This window comes from Enterovirga sp. CN4-39 (genome assembly GCF_049446235.1).
Classification (GTDB): Bacteria; Pseudomonadota; Alphaproteobacteria; order Rhizobiales; family Beijerinckiaceae; genus Enterovirga.
On the sequence record NZ_JBMSEF010000001.1, the window covers coordinates 330,040 to 349,909 of the forward strand.

Here is a 19,870-nt window from a genome sequence, read left to right on the forward strand (position 1 = left end):
TGTTCCCCTCCTGCTCGCACCAGCTTCCATCCGATGAGGCCGGAGCATCCAGTCCAGGAAGTGGAGCGGTCTCGGCCCGCGGGAGCTACGGACGGTGTTCGCGCCCGGTGGCAGGCACTCAGGCGGCCGTTCTGGCCATCTTTCGCTGGCAGCGGTACTCTATCTGTAGCGCCAGCCCGTTCGAACTGGAGCGATGGAGAGCCTGCCTTGGCACGAGTGCAGGATCCGGGGAGCTACGGCCAGTTCTGCCCAGTCGCGATGGCGGCTGAGATCGTCTGCTCGCGCTGGACGGCGCTGATCGTGCGCGAGCTGCTCTCGGGATCCACTCGGTTCAACGATCTCCGGCGCGGCGTGCCGCTTATCTCGCCGACCCTGCTGTCCAAGCGGCTGAAGGAGCTCGAGGAGTCCGGGGTGATCAAGGCGACGCCTATCTCACCGGGCGGCCCCTTGGAATATCGCCTCACAGCCGCCGGGGAGGATCTGCGCGGCATCGTGATGGCGCTCGGGATCTGGGGCCAGCGCTGGGTGGATTCGAACCTATCGCTCCGCAACCTCGATCCCTCGCTCCTGATGTGGGACATGCGCCGCAACCTCGATCCGACTCCGCTTCCGCCCCGTCGCTGCACAATCGGCTTCGTGTTTCCGGAGGTCCCGGCGAGCCGGCGCTCGTGGTGGCTCGTCGTCGAGGGCTCGGCCGTCGACCTCTGCTCGAACAATCCGGGCTTCGAGGTCGACCTCTATGTGCGCGTCTCCCTGCGCGGCATGACGGCGATCTGGATGGGGCTCGCCACGGTCCAGGGCGAGCTCGCATCAGGCGGGATCGAGCTCATCGGCGATCCCGGGGTCGCCGCTCGAATGCAGCAATGGCTCGGGCTGAGCCCGTTCGCGACGGAAGGGAAGCGGCCCGACGCGGCGATTGGCGGCCAGCGGCTGCGGGCGCAGGCCGGCTGACGGCCGATCAGCTCGGCGGCAGCGTCTTCAGGAAGCTCTCGAGTTCGCTCTTCCAGAAGCGCGGGAGGCCGGTCGTGCCATGGCCCCGCGTTTCCTCGCTTGCGGGGATCAGGAACAAGCGGGCGTTCTTCATCCGCTTCAGCTCGCGCTCCATGATCCCGCTTTCGGGCGGGTTGCGCTCGTCGTCGGCCGAGTTGATGGCGAGCACCGGGACCTGGATTTTCTCCAGAAGCGGCGACGGGTCGTAGTCGCGCGAGGAATCCCACTGGTACATGTAGTCGTTCGCATCCGCCGTGAACGGCTGCGAGAGGCGGAAGTCGAGGAGCTTGTCGGCCGCTTCGCGGGTGGGTGCGAGCTTCTGATAGCCCAGCGACCCGCCGTTGGTCGCGATCCCGAAATAGACGTTGGCGATACGGATCGCCTTCGGCTGCTCGGTGTAGTTTCCGCCCTTCCAGTCCGGGTCGTTGCGGACCGCGTCGACGATCATCCGGCGCATCATCCAGTTCCGGCTCGCCATCGCGGTCGGCTGCGAGGCCATCGGCACCAGGGCCTCTGCAAAGCCCGGATAGCGCGTACCCCAGATCCAGGCATGCATGCCGCCCATGGAGTTGCCGAGGATAAGCTTGAGGCGCTTCAGCCCGAGCCCCTCGGTCAGGAGCCGGTATTGCGCGTCGACCATATCCTCGTAGTTGTAGAGCGGAAACTTCGCCCGAAGACCATCGGAAGGCTTGGCGGACTTCCCCGCCCCGACCGCGTCCGGCAGGATGATGAAATACTTGCGGGCATCCAGCGGCTGGCCGGGCCCGAACAACTCGCCGGCGAAGTCTTTCGTGAGCATCGAGTTCGAGGAGCCCGCGGTGCCGTGGAGGACGAGCACCGGCTCCCCTTTAGGCTCCCCGACGGTGGCGTAGTGCACCTTCAGCTCCGGGAAGACCTCGCCGGTGTGGAACTTGAAGTCCTTCAGGACGACGGCGCCCTGCTTCGGCGCGGGAAAGTCCGCTGCCATTGCGATTGTCGCGCAGACAATTACGGCGCCGAGCGCGCCGAGGAGACGTGAGAAGCCAAGCATGAACGCCCTCCCGCGAGGCGCCCGGCGCGATCTCCCGCCGCGCTCACATGGCGCCTAGTGACGAGCGTATGACGGAGGAAACAACCGGACAATTCCCGAGTATCCCGACCTTCCGCCGCTAGGCGGGGCGCGATCTTGTCTCTCGGCGGAGTGCGTCGTTGCCCGACCGCTCGCGTGACGGTGAACAGTGATGGCCGAACGAAGAGCACGCCCTGCACATTGATTCGCCATCAGCATGGAGCCTTGGCGTGAGCGACCTAACTCTGGCGGACCTGTCGAAGAAGATGGCCGAGATCGACTTCGCCATCCTGTCGACGCGGACGGAAGGCGGCGAGATCGCAGGTCGGCCGATGAGCAATAATGGCGATGTCGCCTATCAGGGCGACTCGTACTTCTTCGCGCTCGACAGCACCCGAACGGTCGCGGATATCGCTCGCGATCCGAAGGTGGGGCTATCGTTCACCGGAAGCAAAGGGCTGCTCGGCGCACCGCCAATCTTCATCGTGATCGAGGGGCGGGCGGAACTGATCCGCGAAAAGCCGAGCTTCGAGGCCCACTGGAACAAGGATCTGGAGTTTTGGTTCGAGGACGGCGTCGACACGCCGGGCCTCGTCCTGATCAGGGTCCACGCCAGCCGGATCCATTACTGGAACGGTCGGGACGAAGGCGAGATCCGGGTGTAGCGCAGGTCGGGGGCGAGGCCGCCCCCGACGCTTGAATGAGAGATCCGGGGCTGCCGCACCGGGATAAGGGTGCTATCGCTGCCCCGCTTCGACCACGTCCTCGAATGTTCGCAGGCCCGGCCGCGGCGAGTTCACGAGCACGGCCATGTTGCCTGGCTTGTGCTGGTTCTTCCACATCAGGGTATGCGCCTTCGGGATCTCGTCCCAGGGCAGGACCTCGCTCATGCAGGGATCAACCCGGCGATCGATCACGAACTCGTTCGCCGCCATCGCCTGCTTCAGGTGCGCGAAGTGCGATCCCTGGATTCGCTTCTGCCGCATCCAGACGTAGCGGGCATCGAAGGTGATGTTGAACCCGGTCGTGCCCGCGCAGAACACCACCATACCGCCGCGCTTCACGACCAGGGTCGAGACCGGGAAAGTCTGCTCGCCCGGATGCTCAAAGACGATGTCGACGTCGCGCTTGCCTGTGATGTCCCAGATCGCCTTGCCGAATTTCCGCGCTTCCTTGGTCCAGTCCGCATATTCCGGCGAGTTCACCTTCGGCAGCTGGCCCCAGCAGGCGAAGTCCTTGCGATTGATGACGCCCTTCGCGCCGAGACCCAGCACGTAGTCCCGCTTCGTCTCGTCCGAGATCACGCCGATCGCGTTCGCACCGGCCGCGGCGACCAACTGCACGCCGAACACGCCGAGGCCGCCGGATGCGCCCCACACCAGCACATTGTGGCCGGGACGCAGGCGATGGCCCTGGTGGCCGAACAGCATGCGATAGGCGGTTGCGAGCGTCAGCGTGTAGCAGGCGCTCTCTTCCCAGGTGAGGTGCTTCGGCCGCGGCATGAGCTGGCGCGACTGCACCCGGCAGAACTGGCCGAAGGAGCCGTCCGGCGTCTCGTAGCCCCAGATTCGCTGGGACGGAGACAGCATCGGGTCGCCGCCGTTGCACTCCTCGTCGTCCCCATCGTCCTGGTTGCAGTGGACCACGACCTCGTCGCCGACCTTCCAGCGCTTCACCTTGGAGCCCACCGCCCAGACGATGCCCGAGGCATCGGAGCCGGCCACGTGGAAGGGAGCCTTGTGCACGTCGAATGGCGAGATCGGCTCGCCCAGCCCGGCCCAGACGCCATTGTAGTTCACGCCCGCGGCCATCACGAGGATCAGCACCTCGTCGTCCGCGATCGTCCAGGTGGGCACCACCTCGAGCTGCATCGACTGCTCCGGCGGGCCGTGCCGCTCGCGCCGGATCGTCCAGGCATACATCTTCTCGGGAACGTGCCCGAGAGGGGGGATCTCCCCCATTTCGTAGAGCGATTTAGGACCGCCAGCCTTGAGTTGCGCAACCGCCGCCATGTTTCCCCACATAAGGTTCGTCGTTCGTGCGGGGACGATATGGCGGCAATTGCTGCGCTGCAACGCTAGGCGCGTAACACCATAGGACCAAGGAACTCGGAGACGGCAAGCTCAGAGCAGCGCGAGGAGGATGTTGCGGCCGCCCAGCGCCGCGAAGGCTAGCGGGAAGGAGGCGCAGAAGCCGATGGCCAGCCCGCGCCAGAATGCCCAACCCTCCGCCTTCGCCTTGCGGCGGAACTCCGCGATCGTGAAGTCGTCCGTGGGGGTGAGCAGGCGGGCAACGGCGGCTGACATGAGGCTCTCCGACCTATCAGCAGAAGAGTGCCTGCAGCCGCCTCAGGCACAAAGGGTTACCTCCAAGTGGCGTGAATGGAGCGTTTACGCGCGAAAGCGTTCAGCTCTCGGTAACGCTCTCGCCGTCGTTCACTCCTCCTCGGGGAAACCGGCGAGGAGCTTCTTGCGCGCCAAGGCGAGTGCACCGTTCAGCAGCAGGCCGATCGCGGAGATCGCAATCAGGGGAACGAACATGTCGACTGTCTGGAAGTTTCGGGCCGCCCGCACGAGGAGGTAGCCGAGCCCGTCCGTCGAGGTGATCATCTCCGCCAGGAAGACGACGATGCACGCCACCACCAGGGCAATGCGGCTGCCGGTGAGAATGGAGGGGAGGGTGGCCGGAAGGATCACCTTCAGGACGGCGCCCGGTGGCGAGGTGCCGGCCGCCCGCGCCGACCAGACCAGCTTCGGCTCGACCATAGCGGCACCCTGGAACGTCGCGAGCAGGATCGGGAAGAGCGCGTCCGCCGTCACGAGGACGATCTTCGAGGCGTCGTCGAAGCCGAGAGAGAGGATGAGGGCCGGGTAGAGCGCGATCTTCGGCACGGGAGCGAGGACGCGGACCAGCGGCTTCAAGGCCGCGCCGACGATCCGGTTCGTGGCCCCGGCGAGGCCGAGAGGCACCCCGATGGCGAGCGCGATGAGGAAGCCGACGAACAGGCGATACAGCGTGACCCAGGTGTGGACGAGAAAATCGGGGTCGACGAGGTTCTGCCCAAACCTGGCGAAGACGGCCCAGGGGGCGGGCAGGAGCGCGGGCGGCGCGAAGCCCGCTGAGACGATCACCTGCCAGAGAAGCAGGAGTGCAAGGATCGGGACGAGGCCGAGCAGCGCCTCGTTGCGGGCGAGGGCGGTCATAGCGGCGGCGCCACGAGGTCGTGCCGCGGCTCGGCCCAGCCGGTGAGCCAGGAGCGGACCTGCTCGAATACAACGTCGAGGAGAATGCCCAAGGCCGAGATCACCAGGATCATGGCATAGACCGTCTCGTATTGAGCCATGTCCAGCGCATTGAAGAGGATGTTTCCGGCCCCGGACTGACGCGCGATCATCTCGCTCGTGATCATGGTGATCAGCGCGAGCACGATGCCGGTCCGGCATCCGACCAGGATCTCGGGGAGGGCGGCCGGCAGGACGATACGGGCGAGGCGGCCCGGGCCCGACATGCCCATGGCGCGCGCCGACCACAGCATCTTCTCCTCCACGGCCCGGGCGCCCTGATAGGCGTGGTAGATGATGGGCAGGCTGACCCCGAGCACGATGACAAGGAGCTTGGATGCGTCCCCCACGCCGAGCCAGAGCATGATGATCGGCATCAGCGCCGCCTTCGGCACCGGATAGGTGATCATCAGGAGCGGGTTCACGAGCGCCGCCACGACCCTGCTCCGTCCCATGAACAGTCCGAGCGGAACAGAGAAGGCGAGAGCGATCGCAAAGCCGATAGCCATCCGCCGGATCGAGTCGAGGATCTCGTAGAGGGACTCGGGATCGCCGAGGATCGTGGGCAACTCGCGCAGCGTCGAGAGGGCATCGGGTATGCCGCCGACGGAGAGCGTGCGGGCATAGAGCTGCCACGCGAGAAGCAGCGCGAGGCAGGCGAGGATCGGCGGCAGCCCGGGCAGGAGCGCCGCCCGCGTCCGGGTGGCGAGCGCAGCGCTCACGCGCGCAACTCCTCCGGCGGATCCTCGATCATGCCCTCGAGCTCTATGATGAGGTTCTGGTAGCGCGGGTTCAGAAGCAGTTCGTCCCGGTGGCGAGGGCGGGGGAGATCGATCTCGACGATGGCCTTGATGCGCCCCGGCTGGCGGCTCATGACCACCACGCGGTCGGACAGGAAAACGGCCTCGTCCACCGCATGGGTGACGAACAGCACCGTCTTGCGATCGCGCTCCCACAGCTCGAGCAACTCGTTCTGCAGGCGCAGCCTCGTATGGGCGTCGAGCGCGCCGAAGGGCTCGTCCATGAGGAGGATCGACGGGTTGTAGGCGAGGGTCCGGGCGATCGCGACGCGCTGCTTCATGCCGCCCGAGAGCTCCTTAGGATAGAAGCTCTCGTAGCCCTTCAGGCCCACCCTCGCGATCAGCGCCTCCGCCTGAGCCTCGGCCTCGCGCTTGCGCATGCCGGCCTCGCGCAGCCCGTAAGCGACGTTGCCGAGCACCGTCTTCCAAGGGAACAGCGCGAATTCCTGGAAGACAGGGCCGCGGTCCGGCCCAGGGCCGCTCACCGGCCGGCCGGATACCGTGATCGATCCGCGCGAGGGCGGAACGAACCCGCCCACGATGTAGAGCAGGGTCGACTTCCCGCAGCCGGAAGGGCCGAGAATCGATACGAACTCGCCCTCCGCAACCTGGAGGTCGATGGAATCGATAGCGAGGTGCGTACCCCCGCCACGGCGCTGAAACGTCTTGGTAACGCCCGAGATGGCGATCATGGGATCGAACTTAGCACGCCATCACGGCCGCTGAAGAAGATAGTTTAGGCCTCAAGCAATCCGATCTGCTGCTGCGTCATGCAAGCGGGCTGGCCGATGCCGCACTGCCGGGCACGACCGCCGTCGCCTCGATCTCGATCTTCGCCTTGGCTTCGACGAGCCGCACGACCTGGACCACGGCCATTGCCGGATAATGAGGGCCGATCACGTCGCGATAAGCGCGCCCGACGTCCTTTCCGGCGGCGAGATACTCCTCCACGTCGGTCACGTACCAGGTGAGGCGGACGAGGTGATGCGGCTCCGCTCCACCCTCGGCCAGGATCGCGCGGATGTTCGCGAATGTCTGCCGCGCCTGATCCGCGAAGCCGTCCGCGAAATTGCCCTCCGTGTCCCATCCGACGACGCCGCCCGTCACGACGAGACGGCCCTCCGCCATCATCCCGTTCGCGTAGCCGCGCGGCTTCGGCCAGCCCGGCGGCTGCAGAGTGACGGGCCGGCCTTCGTCTGGCTCGCTTATCGCAAGCGCTGCAGCCGTCATTGTGTATCTCCTTGGTATCGCTCGAGCGCCGCGCGAAGATCGTCCGGAATGGGGATCGCGCGATGCTCGACGAGCGATGTCGTGACGATGGTGAGCCGGGCCGACAGGATCGGGTCCGGCCCGCGATAGGCGAGAATTCGGAGCGCCAGCGAGGCGGCGCCGATCCGCTCCACCAGCACCGCGAAGCTGATCCGGTCGCCCATGAAGCCGGGCGCCGCGAAATCCGCCTCGCAGGATGCGTAGCCCAGGCCGACCCGGCGAGGACCGATGAACTCGGCGTAGTCGAGCCCGAGCGCGCCGGAGAACCAGTCCTCCACGACCCCGTTCATGAGGTCGAAGTACCGGGCGAAATAGACGATGCCTGCGGGATCGCAATGCGAGAACCGGATCCGGATCTCGGTTCGCCACACGCTTGACGGCAGGCTCTCTTGTGGGGGAGGCCCGCGCCGCAACTTCTCCTGGCCGCTCATGCCGCGGCTGATGCCTGGGCGCCTTCCGCTTCGGCACGACGCCGTAGGGCGACCCGCTGCAGCTTTCCGGACGGCGTCTTCGGGAGCTCCGTCACGAACTCGATCGAGCGCGGATACTTGTAGGGCGCGATCTCGGCCTTGACGTGGTCCTGCAACTCCTTCGTCAAGGAAGGGTCGCCGGTTCGGCCGGGCGCAAGCACGACATAAGCCTTCACGATGTGACCGCGATCTGCGTCGGGAGCGCCGACGACGCCGCACTCGACGACTGCCGGATGGGTGATCAGCGCGGCCTCCACCTCCGGTCCGGCGATGTTGTAGCCCGCCGAGATGATCATGTCGTCCGAGCGCGCCTGGTACCAGAAGTACCCGTCCTCATCCATGACGAAGCTGTCGCCGGGCAGGTTCCAGCCATTCTGGACGTAGCGGGTCTGCCGTTCGTCATCGAGGTAGCGGCAGCCGATCGGACCACGGAGCGCGAGCTTGCCGATCGTGCCCGGCGGGACGTCGCGGCCTTCGTCGTCCACGATCTTGGCCTCGTAACCCGGTATGACCCGGCCCGTGGAGCCAGGCCGGATCTCGCCCTCGGGGGAAGAGATATAGATGTGCAGCACCTCCGTGCCGCCGATCCCGTCGATGAGCTTGATGCCGGTCGCCTTCAGCCACGCCTCGAAGGTCCCTCGGGGCAGCGACTCGCCGGCCGACACGCATTTGCGGAGCGAGCTCATGTCGTATTGCTGAAGCTTCGGGATCATCGCCCGGTAGGCGGTCGGGGCCGTGAAGCAGACCGTGGCCTTGAAGCGCTCGATTGCCGGCGGGAGGTCATCCGGCCCCGCCTTCTCGATCACCACGAAGGATGCGCCGATCCGCATCGGGAAGAGCACGATACCGAGCCCGAACGTGAAGGCGAAGGGCGCCGAGCCGATGAACCGGTCGCTCGGCTCGGGCTGCAGGATCATCTGCGAGAAGCCGTCACAGATGGCGAGCATGTCCTTGTGGAAATGCATGCAGCCCTTGGGCTCGCCAGTCGTGCCGGACGTGAAGGCGATCAGGCAGACATCGTCCGCGGCCGTGTCCACGGCCTGGAATTCCGGCGAGGCGCGCTCGACCAGCGCCTCCAGGGAGTGCTGCCCCTCGGTGCCCCAATAGACGACGTGCTGCAGCCCCGGGGCCATGGGGCGAGCCTTTTCCATCTCGTCGGCGAGCTTCGCGTCGCAGAGCGCAACCGCGATCTTCGCCTTGTTGATCGGGAAGGCGATCTCCTTCGCCCGGAGCAGCGGCATGGTCGCGACGACGACCATGCCGGCCTTCAGGCCCGCGAGATAGGTCGCGACCATCCAGGGATTGTTTGCCGAGCGCAGGAAGAGCCGCGAGCCGGGCACCATGCCGAGATCGTGGACGAGGACATTGCAGATGCGATTCACCCGGGCCTGAAGCTCGGCATAGGTGAGGTTCTCTTCGGGGCTGAACAGGCAGGGACGATCACCGTGGCCCTCGGCGACCCACCGGTCGAGCAGCGGCACGACACAGTTCAGGCGCTCCGGGTACTGGTAGGCGGGATGGTCGTCGAGGATCACCGGCCATAGCTCTCGAGGCGGCAGGTTGTCCGCCGCGAAGGTGTCGACATGGGCTGAGCGCGTCATCGTCCGGTCCCCGTTTTCGTGTCCGAGCGCCTCGTTCCCGGCCTCGTTATGCGGCGGCTTGTGCGGAAGCGGCCTTCAGCAGGTCGCGCGCGATCACCACCTTCTGCACCTCGGTCGCGCCTTCGTAGATCCGCAGTGCCCGGATCTCGCGATAGAGCTCCTCGACCTTCACGCCCTTCGTGACGCCAAGCCCGCCGAAGATCTGGACAGCCCGGTCGATCACGGCCTGAGCGCTCTCCGTCGCGTGCATCTTGGCCATCGCTGCCTCGCGCGTGACCCGCGCGGCGCCTGCGTCCTTGGTCCAGGCGGCGCGATAGATGAGGAGGGCGGAGGTATCGACGCCCGTGGCCATGTCCGCGAGCCCGGCCTGGGTGAGTTGCAGGTCGCCGAGCGGAGCGCCGAACAGCTTGCGGGTGGATGCGTGCCGCAGCCCTTCGTCCAGCGCCCGCCGGGCTAGGCCGAGCGCCGCCGCACCGACGGTGGATCGAAAGACGTCCAGTGTCGCCATGGCGATCTTGAAGCCTTCGCCGGGTGCGCCGACCCGGCGCTCGACGGGAACACGGCAATTCTCGAAGCGGAGCGTCGCGAGCGGGTGGGGAGCCACCACCTCGATCCGCTCCTCGATCGTGAGGCCCGGCGTGTCGGCGTCGACGACGAAGGCGGACAGCCCGCGGGCACCCGGCGCCTCTCCGGTGCGGGCGAAAACCACGTACTGGTCTGCGATCCCGCCGTTCGAGATCCAGGTCTTCACCCCGACGAGGCGGACATGTGTGTTGCCGTCCGGGGTCCCGGTCGTGGCCATCGCGGCGACGTCCGATCCGGCTTCCGGTTCGGAGAGCGCGAAGGCGGCTATGCGGGTGCCTTCCCCGACGGGCGGCAGGTAGCGCTGCTTCAGCTCGGGGGAGCCGAAGAGTACGATCGGCCCGGTGCCGAGACCCTGCATGGCAAAGGCGAAATCGGCGAGCCCGCTCTCATAGGCGAGGATTTCACGCGCAATGCAGAGGGTGCGCACGTCGTGGCGCGCCTCCTCCCCGTCCGAGCCCGGGACTGCGGCTTCCAGCCAGCCGCCTTCGCCGAGTGCGGCGACGAGGCGCCGACAGGAGCCATCGACGTCGTGATGATCGATCAGCTGCGGTACGTTCTCGCGCGCCCAGACGGTCAGGGCGCCTGCGAAGATTCGGTGCCGCTCCTCGAAGAAGGGCCACGAGAGGAAGGATCGGTCAGGCATTCAGGCTCGCCTCCCGGACGGAGCTCTTCGTGCGGGAGAGCAACTCCATGAGCTGCTCCACCCGATTGTGGCTCAGGCCCGCGAACATTTCCGCGATCCAGCCCTCATGCGCCTCCGCCATGGCGCGAAACTCGGCACGCCCGAGCTCAGTGAGGCTGATGAGCTGGGCGCGCCTGTCGGTGTCGCTCGCCCGGCGTGTGACGTGGCCCGAGGCGACGAGGCGATCGACCAGCCCGGTGATATTCCCGTTGGACACCATCATGCGCTTCGAGATGTCGGACAGCGTCATGCCCTGCGGCGTCTTCTCGAGCTGGGCCATCAGGTCGAAGCGGGGGAGGGTGACGTCGAAATCGCGCCGCAGACGGCGCCGGATCTCGCCTTCGATCATGTTGGTACAGGTCAGAAGGCGCAGCCACAGACGCAGCTCCTCGCGATGATGCCCTGGCAGTTCGGCCGCAATCGTCTCGGCGTCGATCGGGTGGTCGCGGGAGGCGTTGACCTGCTCCATCACACTTCGCCCCCCGCCACCGCGATGGCCTGGCCGGTGATCGAGCCTGCACCGGCGCCGCACATCCAGGTGACGGCATCCGCGACCTCGGCTGGCTGAACCAGCCGCCCTTGCGGGTTCGACTTCGTAAGCTCCGCCAAGGCTGCGTCGCGAGTGCGCCCGGTCTTCTCCACGATCCGGTCGAGGGAGGACGCGACCATGTCGGTATCGGTGTAGCCTGGGCAGACCGCGTTGATGGTCACGCCGGTGCGGGCAATCTCCAGCGCGAGCGACCGAACAAGACCGACGACGGCGTGCTTCGCTGAGCAGTAGGCGGTGACGTAGGGATAGCCCTTGAGTCCGGCCGTCGATGCGACGGCGACGATTCGGCCGAAGCCCCGCTCCGTCATGCCCGGCAGCACCGCCTGGACCGCGTTCACCACGCCCATGAGGTTGACCGCGAGCATGGCCGAGAAATCGGCGCTGTCGGTTCGGGCGAATGGCTTGGAAACGGCGCTCCCGGCATTAGCGACGAGAAGATCGACGGGATGCTCCAGCCGTGCGACCGCGGCCTGGATGGCCGCGGGATCGGATACGTCGGCGAGCGCGAAGCCCTGCGCTTCGCCGGCGGCCACAACGCTCTCGAGCGCAGCCGTGTCGCGACCGAGCACGACGACCTGAGCGCCCGCCTGGGTCAGCGAGGCAGCGATCGCGCGCCCGATGCCGCGGCTCCCGCCGGTCACCAAGGCATGACGTCCTGAAAGCGGTCCCGCCAAAGTTCTTCCCCTGGCCATCTCACGGCCCTTGCGGGCGAAAGCAAAGTTACTTTAAGCTTCAAATATCGGCTGGCAAGACGCCCGGCACGGGTCCTGCACTTGAAGTGGGGAACGGGCTGTTGGACAACCGACCTGAGCAGGCCCGCCGCACGAATGCGGGCGACATAACGGGGAACAGCGATGAAACGACTTGCAGGTCTCGGTTTCGCGGTTGCTGTCGGAGCGCTGGCTTCATCCGGCGCCATGGCTCAGGACAAGGTCAAGGTCGGCCTCATTGTTACCCTCTCCGGACCGTCGGCGGTTCTCGGACAGCAGGCCCGCAACGGCATAGAGATGGCCTTCAAGGATCTCGGGGGCAAAGTCGGCGGCAAGGATGTCGAACTGATCGTCGTCGACGACGAGTTGAAGCCGGACGTTGCCGTCACGAAGGTGAAGGGCCTCCTGGAGCGCGACAAGGTCGACTTCGTGGTCGGGCCGATCTTCTCGAACGTGCTCGGCGCGATCGCCAAGCCCGTCACCGATTCACAGACTTTCCTGATCAGCCCGAATGCCGGTTCCTCGGCGCTCGCCGGCAAGTCGTGCAACGCGTTCTTCTTCGCGACCTCGTACCAGAACGACCAGGTGCACCAGATCTCGGGCAAGGTCGCTCAGGATCGCGGACACAAGAAGGTCTACCTGCTCGCGCCCAACTACCAGGCCGGCAAGGACGCGATGGCCGGCTTCAAGCGAGACTTCAAAGGCCAGGTGCTCGAGGAGTCCTACGTCCCTCTCAACACGCTCGATTTCCAGTCGGAGCTCGCCAAGATCGCTTCCATGCAGCCGGACGCGATCTACACCTTCATGCCGGGCGGCATGGGGGTGAACCTCGTCAAGCAGTATCGGCAGGCAGGTCTGACGATCCCGGTCTATTCCGCCTTCACGGTCGACGAAGCGACGCTTCCCGCGCAGGGCGAGGCCGCGCTCGGCATGTTCGCCGGCTCGAACTGGGCGCCTAACCTCGACACCCCTCAGAACAAGAAGTTCGTGGAGGCCTATCTCGCGGCGCATAACGCGGTGCCCGCGACCTATGCCTTCCAGGCCTACGATGCCGGGCTCCTGATCGATTCCGCGGTGAAGGGCGTGAAAGGGGACCTGTCTAACAAGGATGCGGTTCGGGCGGCGCTCCGCAAGGCGGACTTCACCTCGCTTCGCGGTGCCTTCAAGTTCAGCCCCAACGGCTATCCGGTGCAGGATTTCTACCTGACGAAGGTGGGCAAGCGTGCCGATGGCAAATACGAGACGCAGGTGGTCGAGAAGGTCTTCTCGAACTACGCCGACCCGTACGTGAAGGACTGCGCGCTCACGAACTGACGCGCGGCCGGCGATGGACGAGAGGGGAATTCGATGACGCGCAAGGAAACGGCGGGGATCACGCCCGCCAACTCGGGCTTCGAAGGGATCGTCTGGAACATCCTGGGCCAAACCTATGTGCCGAAGAGCCTGACCGAGGACAGCTTCTCCTGGCACGCCACCTTTCCGGACGGCACCTTCGTTCCGCCGCACATCCACCCGACGCAGGACGAGTACCTCTACATCCTGGAGGGTAAGCTGGAGTTCTGGCTCAACGGCCAGGAGATGTCGGCGACCCCCGGCGACCTGGTGCGGTTGCCGCGCGGCGAGCCGCACGGGATCTTCAACCGCTCGGGCGCCACGGCGAAGAGCCTCTTCTGGGTTTCTCCCACGGGCAAGCTCTTCGATCTCTTCTGGGGCATCCACAACCTGCCTAAGCAGGAGCCCGAAGCCGTCGTCGCGCTCTCTGCGCGCCATGACGTGAACTTCCTGCCGCCGCCTCCCGGCGCGGCCTGATCCTTCCCGAATAGGTATGGGGGGTGGCGTCGTGAAGGCTATCATCGTCGGCGGAGGGATCGGCGGGCTCACGACGGCGCTGATGCTCCATGCGAGGGGCATCAAGGTCGAGCTGTACGAGCAGGCCGATACGATCCGTGAGCTCGGCGTGGGCATCAACACGCTGCCTCACGCGATCGCCGAACTCGCCGAACTCGGACTCCTTGACGATCTCGATCGCGTCGCGATCCGGACCCACGAGCTGATCTACGCGAACCGGTTCGGCCAGGAGGTCTGGCGCGAGAAGCGCGGAACTCATGCGGGTTTTCCCGTGCCGCAGTTCTCCATCCACCGCGGCCGGCTGCAGGGCGTGATCCACGCCGCGGTTCTCGACCGCCTCGGCCCAGCCTCTATCCGAACAGGCTGCCGGCTGGGCGCATTCGAGAGCGACGAGGGCGGGGTCACCGCCCGCTTCTTCGACCGCGAGAACCGTTACGTGTGCCAGGCCCGTGGCGACGTGCTGATCGCCGCGGACGGCATCCATTCGGCAGTTCGAACGAAGCTCTTTCCGGATGAAGGGCCTCCGAGTTGGAACGGCCGTATCCTCTGGCGCGGAGCGGCCGACTGGCCCGTCTTTCTGGACGGGGATTCGATGGTCATCGCTGGCGGGATGAGCGCGAAGCTCGTCGTCTATCCGATCGCCGAGGGTTCGGCGCCGGACCGGCGGCTGACCAACTGGGCCATCGTTGCCGCGGTTGGGAATGCCGGGCCGCCGCCTCGGCGTGAGGACTGGTCGCGTCATGCGCGCCGGGAGGAGATGGAGCCTTTCATCGAGAAGTTCGCCATCCCGCACGTCGATGCACGCGCCCTGATCGAGGCGACGACCGACGTCTGGGAATACCCGATGTGCGATCGCGACGCGCTGCCGCGCTGGTCGCACGGCCGGGTTACACTGCTCGGCGACGCCGCGCATCCGATGTACCCGGTGGGGTCCAATGGCGCGAGCCAGGCCATCCTCGACGCTCGCTGCCTCGCCGACCGACTGGCATCCTCCGAGCACCCGGCGCACGCACTCGCTGCATACGAAGCCGAGCGGCTGCCGCTGACGGCGGCGATCGTGCAATCGAACCGGTCCGGCGGCCCCGAGGGCGTGATCGACGCCGTCGAGGAACTTGCGCCGGAGGGGTTCCGCGAGATCGAGGCGGTCCTTCCCTATGCCGAGCGTGAGGCCATCGTGCGCGGATACGCGCGCCGGGCCGGTTTCACGCCAGAACAGGTCGGCCGCGCCGCGTGACGCCCACCCTCCTTCTCCTCCAGACGCTGAACGGATTGCAGTTCGGCCTTATCCTGTTCCTGATCGCGGCCGGGCTGACGCTCGTCTTCGGCGTCATGGACTTCATCAATCTCGCCCATGGCGTCCAGTACATGGTCGGGGCCTACCTGACGGCGGCTTTCACGGCCTGGACCGGCTCCTTCCTGTCCGGCGTCCTCCTGGCGTTGCCGACCGCCCTCGTTTTCGGATTGCTGCTCGAGGTGGTGATATTCCGCCATCTGTACGACCGCGATCACCTCGACCAGGTCTTGGCGACCTTCGGCGTCATCATCTTCCTGAACGAAGCGGTCCGCATTCTCTGGGGCTCGGCGCCGCTGAGCGTTCCTACGCCGGACGCGCTGTCGGGCTCGATCGCCTTGCCCGGCGGGATCAACTATCCCGTGTTCCGGCTCGCGATCATCGGGGCCGGGCTTGGCGTCGCGGGACTGCTCTACCTCCTCGTGAACCATACGCGGACGGGGATGCTGATCCGCGCTGGGGCAACCAACGCCGCGATGGTCTCCGCGCTCGGGGTGAATATCCGGCTCCTGTTCACGGTCGTCTTCGGCTTCGGGGCCATGCTCGCGGGCTTCGCGGGCGCGATGGTCTCCCCGATCCTGTCGGTCGAACCCGGGATGGGCGACAATGTCCTGATCCTCGCCTTCGTGGTCATCGTGATCGGCGGGATCGGCTCCGTCCGTGGCGCGTTCCTGGCTGCCTTGCTGATCGGGGTCGTCGACACGCTCGGCAGGCTGGTGGCTCCGACCCTGCTGCGGACGATCCTGGACCCGGCGGCCGCGAGCCAGACGGGGCGGGCGATCGCCCCGATGCTGATCTACATCCTGATGGCTGCGGTGCTGTTCGTGCGGCCTGCCGGCCTCTTTCCGGCGAAGCGATAGGAGCCTTCGGTGAACCCAGCCGAGGCTGTTCCCGTCGCGCTGCCGGCCACGGCCGGCGGCCGGCTCCCTGCATTCCGCACTCTCTGGCTCCCGGTCCTTCTCTTTGGCCTCCTGGCACTCGTACCTGTGCTGGCCAAACTCGGGGCCGAAGGCTTCATCATCTCCCTTCTCACCCGGGTCGTCATTCTCGGGCTCGCGGCCATGTCGCTCGATCTGCTGATCGGGTTCGGGGGGCTGATCAGCTTCGGCCACGCGGCCTTCCTCGGCATCGGCGCCTATTCGGTCGGCATCCTGTCGAGCCACGGACAGGAAGACCTCCTGGTCCAGCTCGCGGTCGCGATCGGTGCATCGGTCGCCTTCGCGCTGGCGAGCGGGGCCATCGCGCTCAGGACACAGGGCGTCTACTTCATCATGATCACGCTGGCCTTCGGCCAGATGCTGTTCTTCCTGGCGACGTCGCTCGCAGCCTATGGCGGCGATGACGGCCTGACCCTCTCGGGTCGAAGCACGCTACTCGGCCGGCCCGTCCTGAAGGGGGATGTCGCGCTCTACTACCTGGCGCTCGGGATCCTGCTCGTAGCGTATCTCTTCTGCCGCCGGCTGGTCGGTTCCCGCTTCGGCCGCGTCCTGCGGGGTGCGCGGGAGAACGAGATCCGCATGGAGGCGATCGGCTTCGAGCCGTTCCCCTACAGGCTCGGCGCCTATGCGGTGGCGGGCGCGATCGCCGGGATCGCGGGTGTGCTGCTTGCCAACCAAAGCGAGTTCGTGAGCCCCGCCGTGATGAGCTGGCAGCGCTCGGGCGATCTCATCTTCATGTCCGTGCTCGGGGGGCTCGGCACCCTTCACGGCGCGATCGTCGGTTCCGCGGCCTTCATCCTGATCGAGGAGGTCCTGTCGCATTTCACCGAGCATTGGCGGATCATCTTCGGTCCGCTGCTCATCCTGGCGGTGCTCTTCCTCCGAGGCGGCATCGTCGGCCGGCTGGGGCGTCCGACGTGAGCGCGCCGATCCTCCAACTGGAGCGGCTGGGTAAGAACTACGGTGCGCTGCGGGTCACGGACGATGTCTCGCTGACGATCGAACCCGGCGAACTCCACGCGATCATCGGCCCGAACGGCGCCGGCAAGACCACCCTGGTGCATCAGGTCTCGGGCCTTGCCCGAACCGATTCCGGCCGTATCCTCTTTCAAGGCGCCGACATTACCCGCACCCGGATGCCAGATCGCGTTCGGCTCGGCCTCGCCCGGTCTTTCCAGATCACCTCGGTCCTGCCCGGGTTCACAACGCTCGAGAACGTCGCGCTCGCCATCCAGGCAAGGTCGGGGTCCAGCTTCCGGTTCTTCGCATCCGCCAGACGCGACCCCGCTCTGAACGAGCCCGCACTCGAACTCTTGCGCCAATTCGGTTTGACCTCCCGGGCGGACGTTCTGGCGAGCCTCCTTTCGTACGGCGAGAAGCGGCAACTCGAACTCGCCGTCGCGCTTGCCACGAAGCCGAAGCTGCTCATCCTCGACGAGCCGCTCGCCGGAACGAGCCACGACGAATCCCGCGCCGTTGTCGAAATCCTGCGGAGCCTCAAGGGATCGATCTCGATCCTTCTGATCGAGCACGACATGGAGGCCGTATTCTCCCTGGCCGACCGCGTATCGGTGCTCGTCTACGGCAGGCTCATCGCGACCGGCGCTCCCGCCGACATCCGTGCCGACGCGCAGGTTCGCGCCGCCTATCTCGGCGAGGAGGAGATCGCGGCATGAGCGTCCGATGCTGACGATCGAGCACCTCCAGGCAGGCTATGGGCCCGCGAAGGTCCTGTTCGATGTCTCCCTTGAGGTCGGGGCAGGCCAGGTCGTGACGCTCATCGGCCGTAACGGCATGGGCAAGACGACGACGATCCGGTCCATCATGGGCTTGCTGCGGCCGACCGGCGGGGCGGTCAAGTTCGATGGGCGCAGCATCCTCGGCCGCGCGCCTTACCGGATCGCGCAGGGCGGGATCGGCCTCGTGCCCGAAGGGCGTCAAGTCTTTCCGACCCTGACGGTCGAGGAGAATCTCGTCGCGACTGCCGCGTCCCGGGAGGGACGCAGCCGCTGGACGCTTCCCGAGGTCTACGCACTCTTCCCCCGCCTGGCCGAGAGGCGCGGCAACCTCGGTTCCCAGCTCTCTGGCGGGGAGCAGCAGATGCTGGCCATCGGGCGCGCCCTGATGACGAACCCGAAGCTTCTCATCCTGGACGAGGCGACGGAGGGTCTCGCGCCCCTCATCCGGATCGAGATCTGGAACGTCCTCAAGCGCTTGAAGGAGCAGGGGCAATCCATCCTTGTCGTCGACAAGAATGTCGAGGCGCTGGCCGCCTTCGCTGACCGGCATGTCGTAATCGAAAAGGGAACGGTCGCCTGGACGGGAACGAGCGCGGAACTGCGCTCCGATCCGTCGATCAAGGACCGCTACCTCCACGTATGAGGCGACGTCCGGGCGTCAGTAGCAGCCGGTCGCTGCAAAGCAGGCCGATTGCTCAGCCAGGATCCGGTCAGCGCAGAGGAAGCGTCCCGGGAAAGGGTCGCACATCGTCATCTTGAACCGCGCATCGGCCTGGCACTCGCGAACCAGTCTGCGATCGCAGGCGGGGCCATACGGAATGTAGGCGCCTGTCCCCGCCGCTGGAATGATACTCTGCGGGCCCGCGAGTGGCTGGGCGAACCCTGGCGAGGCAGAGCCGAAAGCTGCGGCCACCGCAGCCGCGAGCGCTGCGACTCTGAATGAGACCATGATGCGGCTTCTCCGTTCGAAGGATAGGACTTTTATCGGGCTGCTCCGGTGAGACCGGCGGTGCCCTGCGTGGCGGGCGGATACACGTCGCGCATCCTCTTCAGCTTGAAGGCTGCGACCAATAGGAAGACCCCGAACACGAGGGCATAGGCGCCGAGCCATATCGTCAGTGCGACGGCACCCGCTCCCGGCATGATCGCGAGCACGATACCAAAGATCACGGAGAGTGCTCCGGCGAGCACCATCCACCAACGGCCATGTTCTCCCGTCAGCTTGAAGGCGGCCATCACCATCAGGATTCCGCTCACGATCGACCAGAATGCGATGAGGTAGACGAACACGAGCACCGTGATGGCGGGCCAGAGCAGGGCCACGACACCCGCGATGATGTCGACGATCCCTTCCAGCACGAAGTAGCCCCAGCGCTCGTTTTGGCGAGCGGCCTTGATGGCCGCGACGATGGCGAAGATGCCGTCCACCAGCATGTAGGCCGCGAAGAAGATGACCAGCGTGGCAATGGTGATGCCGGGCAGCAGCAAGGTGAGAATGCCGAACAGGATGGCAAAGGCGCCCCGCAGCGCTACGGCCCACCAGTTCTGCGCCAGAATGCGGCACATCGCGGCGGTTCGGGCGTCGGGTTGAACAAGATAGTCGGGCTGGCTGCCCAGCGGTGAGGTGCTCATCGTCCTCTCCCCCTCGAGTGTCCCGAGCGCTCGGAGGCCGGGCCGGCCTCGGTGGCGCGAGGGTGGTCAGGCCGCCATCTTGCGGCAACTTTCGGCGCAGCGGCGGCACTGGGCGGCGCAGTCCTCCATGCCGTCAAGGCCTTCGCAGCTCTTGGCGCATTCCTCGCAGATCTCCGCGCATTCGGCGCAGGTATGCTTGTGGTGCGGCGTGCTGATGAGCATGAAATGCGCGCTGGTCCGGCAGATCTCGGCGCAGGCCATCATGATGCGGAAATGCTCGGGCTCAAGATGCTTTCCGCCGACCTCGAGGCAGTGGTTCATGGCCATCCCGAGACAGGTCGAATAGCAGCGGAGGCATTCCTCGATGCAGTCTCGCATCTCGTTCGACAGGTGATGCATCGCATTCCTCCTGCGGGCTTGAAGGTAAAGGCGGAGG

At 66.3% G+C, this 19,870-nt stretch carries 23 protein-coding genes; 9 read left to right on the plus strand and 14 right to left on the minus strand.

Going from position 1 to position 19,870, the window contains the following annotated elements; translation table 11 throughout:
* Positions 1-216: 216 nt before the first annotated feature.
* Positions 217-951: a winged helix-turn-helix transcriptional regulator gene (locus ACO2SS_RS01705; protein ID WP_423276220.1), complete on the plus strand. Its 735-nt coding sequence runs from the start codon at positions 217-219 to the stop codon at positions 949-951.
* A 7-nt stretch (positions 952-958) separates the two neighbouring features.
* On the opposite strand, the gene ACO2SS_RS01710 is transcribed toward ACO2SS_RS01705, so the two are convergent.
* Positions 959-2,020: an alpha/beta fold hydrolase gene (locus tag ACO2SS_RS01710; RefSeq protein ID WP_423275817.1), complete on the minus strand. Its 1,062-nt coding sequence runs from the start codon at positions 2,018-2,020 to the stop codon at positions 959-961.
* Between the two features lie 248 nt (positions 2,021-2,268).
* Between ACO2SS_RS01710 and ACO2SS_RS01715 the strand changes: the two genes are divergently transcribed.
* Positions 2,269-2,703 carry a pyridoxamine 5'-phosphate oxidase family protein gene (locus ACO2SS_RS01715; protein WP_423275818.1) on the plus strand — a complete coding sequence of 145 codons (435 nt, stop codon included), beginning with the start codon at positions 2,269-2,271 and terminating at the stop codon, positions 2,701-2,703.
* 72 nt (positions 2,704-2,775) lie between these two features.
* On the opposite strand, the gene ccrA is transcribed toward ACO2SS_RS01715, so the two are convergent.
* The 11 genes from ccrA to ACO2SS_RS01770 form a co-directional block, all read right to left on the minus strand.
* A complete protein-coding gene (ccrA, locus tag ACO2SS_RS01720; protein ID WP_423275819.1) occupies positions 2,776-4,050 on the minus strand; it encodes a crotonyl-CoA carboxylase/reductase in 1,275 nt (424 codons plus the stop codon).
* Positions 4,051-4,161: 111 nt separating this feature from the next.
* Positions 4,162-4,344, minus strand: coding sequence for a hypothetical protein (locus tag ACO2SS_RS01725; RefSeq protein ID WP_423275820.1), 183 nt, complete (start codon positions 4,342-4,344; stop codon positions 4,162-4,164).
* A gap of 129 nt (positions 4,345-4,473) precedes the next feature.
* The gene (locus ACO2SS_RS01730; protein ID WP_423275821.1) at positions 4,474-5,241 is read right to left on the minus strand and encodes an ABC transporter permease; all 768 of its coding nucleotides are present in this window, start codon (positions 5,239-5,241) and stop codon (positions 4,474-4,476) included.
* On the minus strand, positions 5,238-6,041 hold the full coding sequence (locus ACO2SS_RS01735) for an ABC transporter permease (RefSeq protein WP_423275822.1): 804 nt from the start codon (positions 6,039-6,041) through the stop codon (positions 5,238-5,240). The genes ACO2SS_RS01730 and ACO2SS_RS01735 overlap by 4 nt, the downstream gene beginning before the upstream one ends.
* The gene (locus tag ACO2SS_RS01740) at positions 6,038-6,811 is read right to left on the minus strand and encodes an ABC transporter ATP-binding protein (protein WP_423275823.1); all 774 of its coding nucleotides are present in this window, start codon (positions 6,809-6,811) and stop codon (positions 6,038-6,040) included. The genes ACO2SS_RS01735 and ACO2SS_RS01740 overlap by 4 nt, the downstream gene beginning before the upstream one ends.
* A 76-nt stretch (positions 6,812-6,887) precedes the next feature.
* A complete protein-coding gene (locus ACO2SS_RS01745; protein ID WP_423275824.1) occupies positions 6,888-7,349 on the minus strand; it encodes a RidA family protein in 462 nt (153 codons plus the stop codon).
* Positions 7,346-7,759, minus strand: coding sequence for an acyl-CoA thioesterase (locus tag ACO2SS_RS01750; protein ID WP_423275825.1), 414 nt, complete (start codon positions 7,757-7,759; stop codon positions 7,346-7,348). The genes ACO2SS_RS01745 and ACO2SS_RS01750 overlap by 4 nt, the downstream gene beginning before the upstream one ends.
* A gap of 56 nt (positions 7,760-7,815) precedes the next feature.
* Entirely contained in the window at positions 7,816-9,459 is a 1,644-nt protein-coding gene (locus tag ACO2SS_RS01755) for an AMP-binding protein (protein ID WP_423275826.1), read from the minus strand.
* Between the two features lie 46 nt (positions 9,460-9,505).
* On the minus strand, positions 9,506-10,687 hold the full coding sequence (locus tag ACO2SS_RS01760) for an acyl-CoA dehydrogenase family protein (protein WP_423275827.1): 1,182 nt from the start codon (positions 10,685-10,687) through the stop codon (positions 9,506-9,508).
* Complete coding sequence (locus ACO2SS_RS01765) at positions 10,680-11,195, minus strand: MarR family winged helix-turn-helix transcriptional regulator (RefSeq protein WP_423275828.1); 516 nt, start codon at positions 11,193-11,195, stop codon at positions 10,680-10,682. Before ACO2SS_RS01765 ends, ACO2SS_RS01760 begins: the two co-directional genes overlap by 8 nt.
* Complete coding sequence (locus ACO2SS_RS01770; protein WP_423275829.1) at positions 11,195-11,950, minus strand: SDR family NAD(P)-dependent oxidoreductase; 756 nt, start codon at positions 11,948-11,950, stop codon at positions 11,195-11,197. The genes ACO2SS_RS01765 and ACO2SS_RS01770 overlap by 1 nt, the downstream gene beginning before the upstream one ends.
* A gap of 180 nt (positions 11,951-12,130) precedes the next feature.
* Between ACO2SS_RS01770 and ACO2SS_RS01775 the strand changes: the two genes are divergently transcribed.
* The 7 genes from ACO2SS_RS01775 to ACO2SS_RS01805 are packed head-to-tail and all read left to right on the plus strand — an operon-like array spanning position 12,131 to position 18,445.
* Positions 12,131-13,300: an ABC transporter substrate-binding protein gene (locus tag ACO2SS_RS01775; protein WP_423275830.1), complete on the plus strand. Its 1,170-nt coding sequence runs from the start codon at positions 12,131-12,133 to the stop codon at positions 13,298-13,300.
* Between the two features lie 33 nt (positions 13,301-13,333).
* Positions 13,334-13,795, plus strand: a complete 462-nt coding sequence (locus ACO2SS_RS01780; RefSeq protein WP_423275831.1) for a cupin domain-containing protein — start codon at positions 13,334-13,336, stop codon at positions 13,793-13,795.
* A 31-nt stretch (positions 13,796-13,826) separates the two neighbouring features.
* Positions 13,827-15,068, plus strand: a complete 1,242-nt coding sequence (locus tag ACO2SS_RS01785) for a flavin-dependent oxidoreductase (RefSeq protein WP_423275832.1) — start codon at positions 13,827-13,829, stop codon at positions 15,066-15,068.
* On the plus strand, positions 15,065-15,985 hold the full coding sequence (locus tag ACO2SS_RS01790) for a branched-chain amino acid ABC transporter permease (protein ID WP_423275833.1): 921 nt from the start codon (positions 15,065-15,067) through the stop codon (positions 15,983-15,985). The genes ACO2SS_RS01785 and ACO2SS_RS01790 overlap by 4 nt, the downstream gene beginning before the upstream one ends.
* 9 nt (positions 15,986-15,994) lie before the next feature.
* A complete protein-coding gene (locus ACO2SS_RS01795; RefSeq protein ID WP_423275834.1) occupies positions 15,995-16,984 on the plus strand; it encodes a branched-chain amino acid ABC transporter permease in 990 nt (329 codons plus the stop codon).
* The gene (locus ACO2SS_RS01800; protein ID WP_423275835.1) at positions 16,981-17,739 is read left to right on the plus strand and encodes an ABC transporter ATP-binding protein; all 759 of its coding nucleotides are present in this window, start codon (positions 16,981-16,983) and stop codon (positions 17,737-17,739) included. The genes ACO2SS_RS01795 and ACO2SS_RS01800 overlap by 4 nt, the downstream gene beginning before the upstream one ends.
* Positions 17,740-17,746: 7 nt before the next feature.
* The gene (locus ACO2SS_RS01805; RefSeq protein ID WP_423275836.1) at positions 17,747-18,445 is read left to right on the plus strand and encodes an ABC transporter ATP-binding protein; all 699 of its coding nucleotides are present in this window, start codon (positions 17,747-17,749) and stop codon (positions 18,443-18,445) included.
* 338 nt (positions 18,446-18,783) lie between these two features.
* On the opposite strand, the gene ACO2SS_RS01810 is transcribed toward ACO2SS_RS01805, so the two are convergent.
* Both ACO2SS_RS01810 and ACO2SS_RS01815 read right to left on the minus strand, forming a co-directional pair.
* Positions 18,784-19,434 (minus strand): HdeD family acid-resistance protein, encoded by a 651-nt coding sequence (locus tag ACO2SS_RS01810; protein WP_423275837.1) that lies wholly within the window; start codon positions 19,432-19,434, stop codon positions 18,784-18,786.
* Between the two features lie 66 nt (positions 19,435-19,500).
* Entirely contained in the window at positions 19,501-19,833 is a 333-nt protein-coding gene (locus ACO2SS_RS01815) for a four-helix bundle copper-binding protein (RefSeq protein ID WP_423275838.1), read from the minus strand.
* Positions 19,834-19,870 lie beyond the last annotated feature (37 nt).

What these genes read in the sequence shown, in the direction of transcription:
- ACO2SS_RS01710 (WP_423275817.1), bottom strand. Translation starts at nt 2,020, where the DNA reads ATGCTTGGCTTCTCACGTCTCCTCGGCGCGCTCGGCGCCGTAATTGTC.
- ccrA (WP_423275819.1), bottom strand. Translation starts at nt 4,050, where the DNA reads ATGGCGGCGGTTGCGCAACTCAAGGCTGGCGGTCCTAAATCGCTCTAC.
- ACO2SS_RS01725 (WP_423275820.1), bottom strand. Translation starts at nt 4,344, where the DNA reads ATGTCAGCCGCCGTTGCCCGCCTGCTCACCCCCACGGACGACTTCACG.
- ACO2SS_RS01730 (WP_423275821.1), bottom strand. Translation starts at nt 5,241, where the DNA reads ATGACCGCCCTCGCCCGCAACGAGGCGCTGCTCGGCCTCGTCCCGATC.
- ACO2SS_RS01740 (WP_423275823.1), bottom strand. Translation starts at nt 6,811, where the DNA reads ATGATCGCCATCTCGGGCGTTACCAAGACGTTTCAGCGCCGTGGCGGG.
- ACO2SS_RS01745 (WP_423275824.1), bottom strand. Translation starts at nt 7,349, where the DNA reads ATGACGGCTGCAGCGCTTGCGATAAGCGAGCCAGACGAAGGCCGGCCC.
- ACO2SS_RS01755 (WP_423275826.1), bottom strand. Translation starts at nt 9,459, where the DNA reads ATGACGCGCTCAGCCCATGTCGACACCTTCGCGGCGGACAACCTGCCG.
- ACO2SS_RS01760 (WP_423275827.1), bottom strand. Translation starts at nt 10,687, where the DNA reads ATGCCTGACCGATCCTTCCTCTCGTGGCCCTTCTTCGAGGAGCGGCAC.
- ACO2SS_RS01765 (WP_423275828.1), bottom strand. Translation starts at nt 11,195, where the DNA reads ATGGAGCAGGTCAACGCCTCCCGCGACCACCCGATCGACGCCGAGACG.
- ACO2SS_RS01775 (WP_423275830.1), top strand. Translation starts at nt 12,131, where the DNA reads ATGAAACGACTTGCAGGTCTCGGTTTCGCGGTTGCTGTCGGAGCGCTG.
- ACO2SS_RS01780 (WP_423275831.1), top strand. Translation starts at nt 13,334, where the DNA reads ATGACGCGCAAGGAAACGGCGGGGATCACGCCCGCCAACTCGGGCTTC.
- ACO2SS_RS01805 (WP_423275836.1), top strand. Translation starts at nt 17,747, where the DNA reads ATGCTGACGATCGAGCACCTCCAGGCAGGCTATGGGCCCGCGAAGGTC.
- ACO2SS_RS01810 (WP_423275837.1), bottom strand. Translation starts at nt 19,434, where the DNA reads ATGAGCACCTCACCGCTGGGCAGCCAGCCCGACTATCTTGTTCAACCC.
- ACO2SS_RS01815 (WP_423275838.1), bottom strand. Translation starts at nt 19,833, where the DNA reads ATGCATCACCTGTCGAACGAGATGCGAGACTGCATCGAGGAATGCCTC.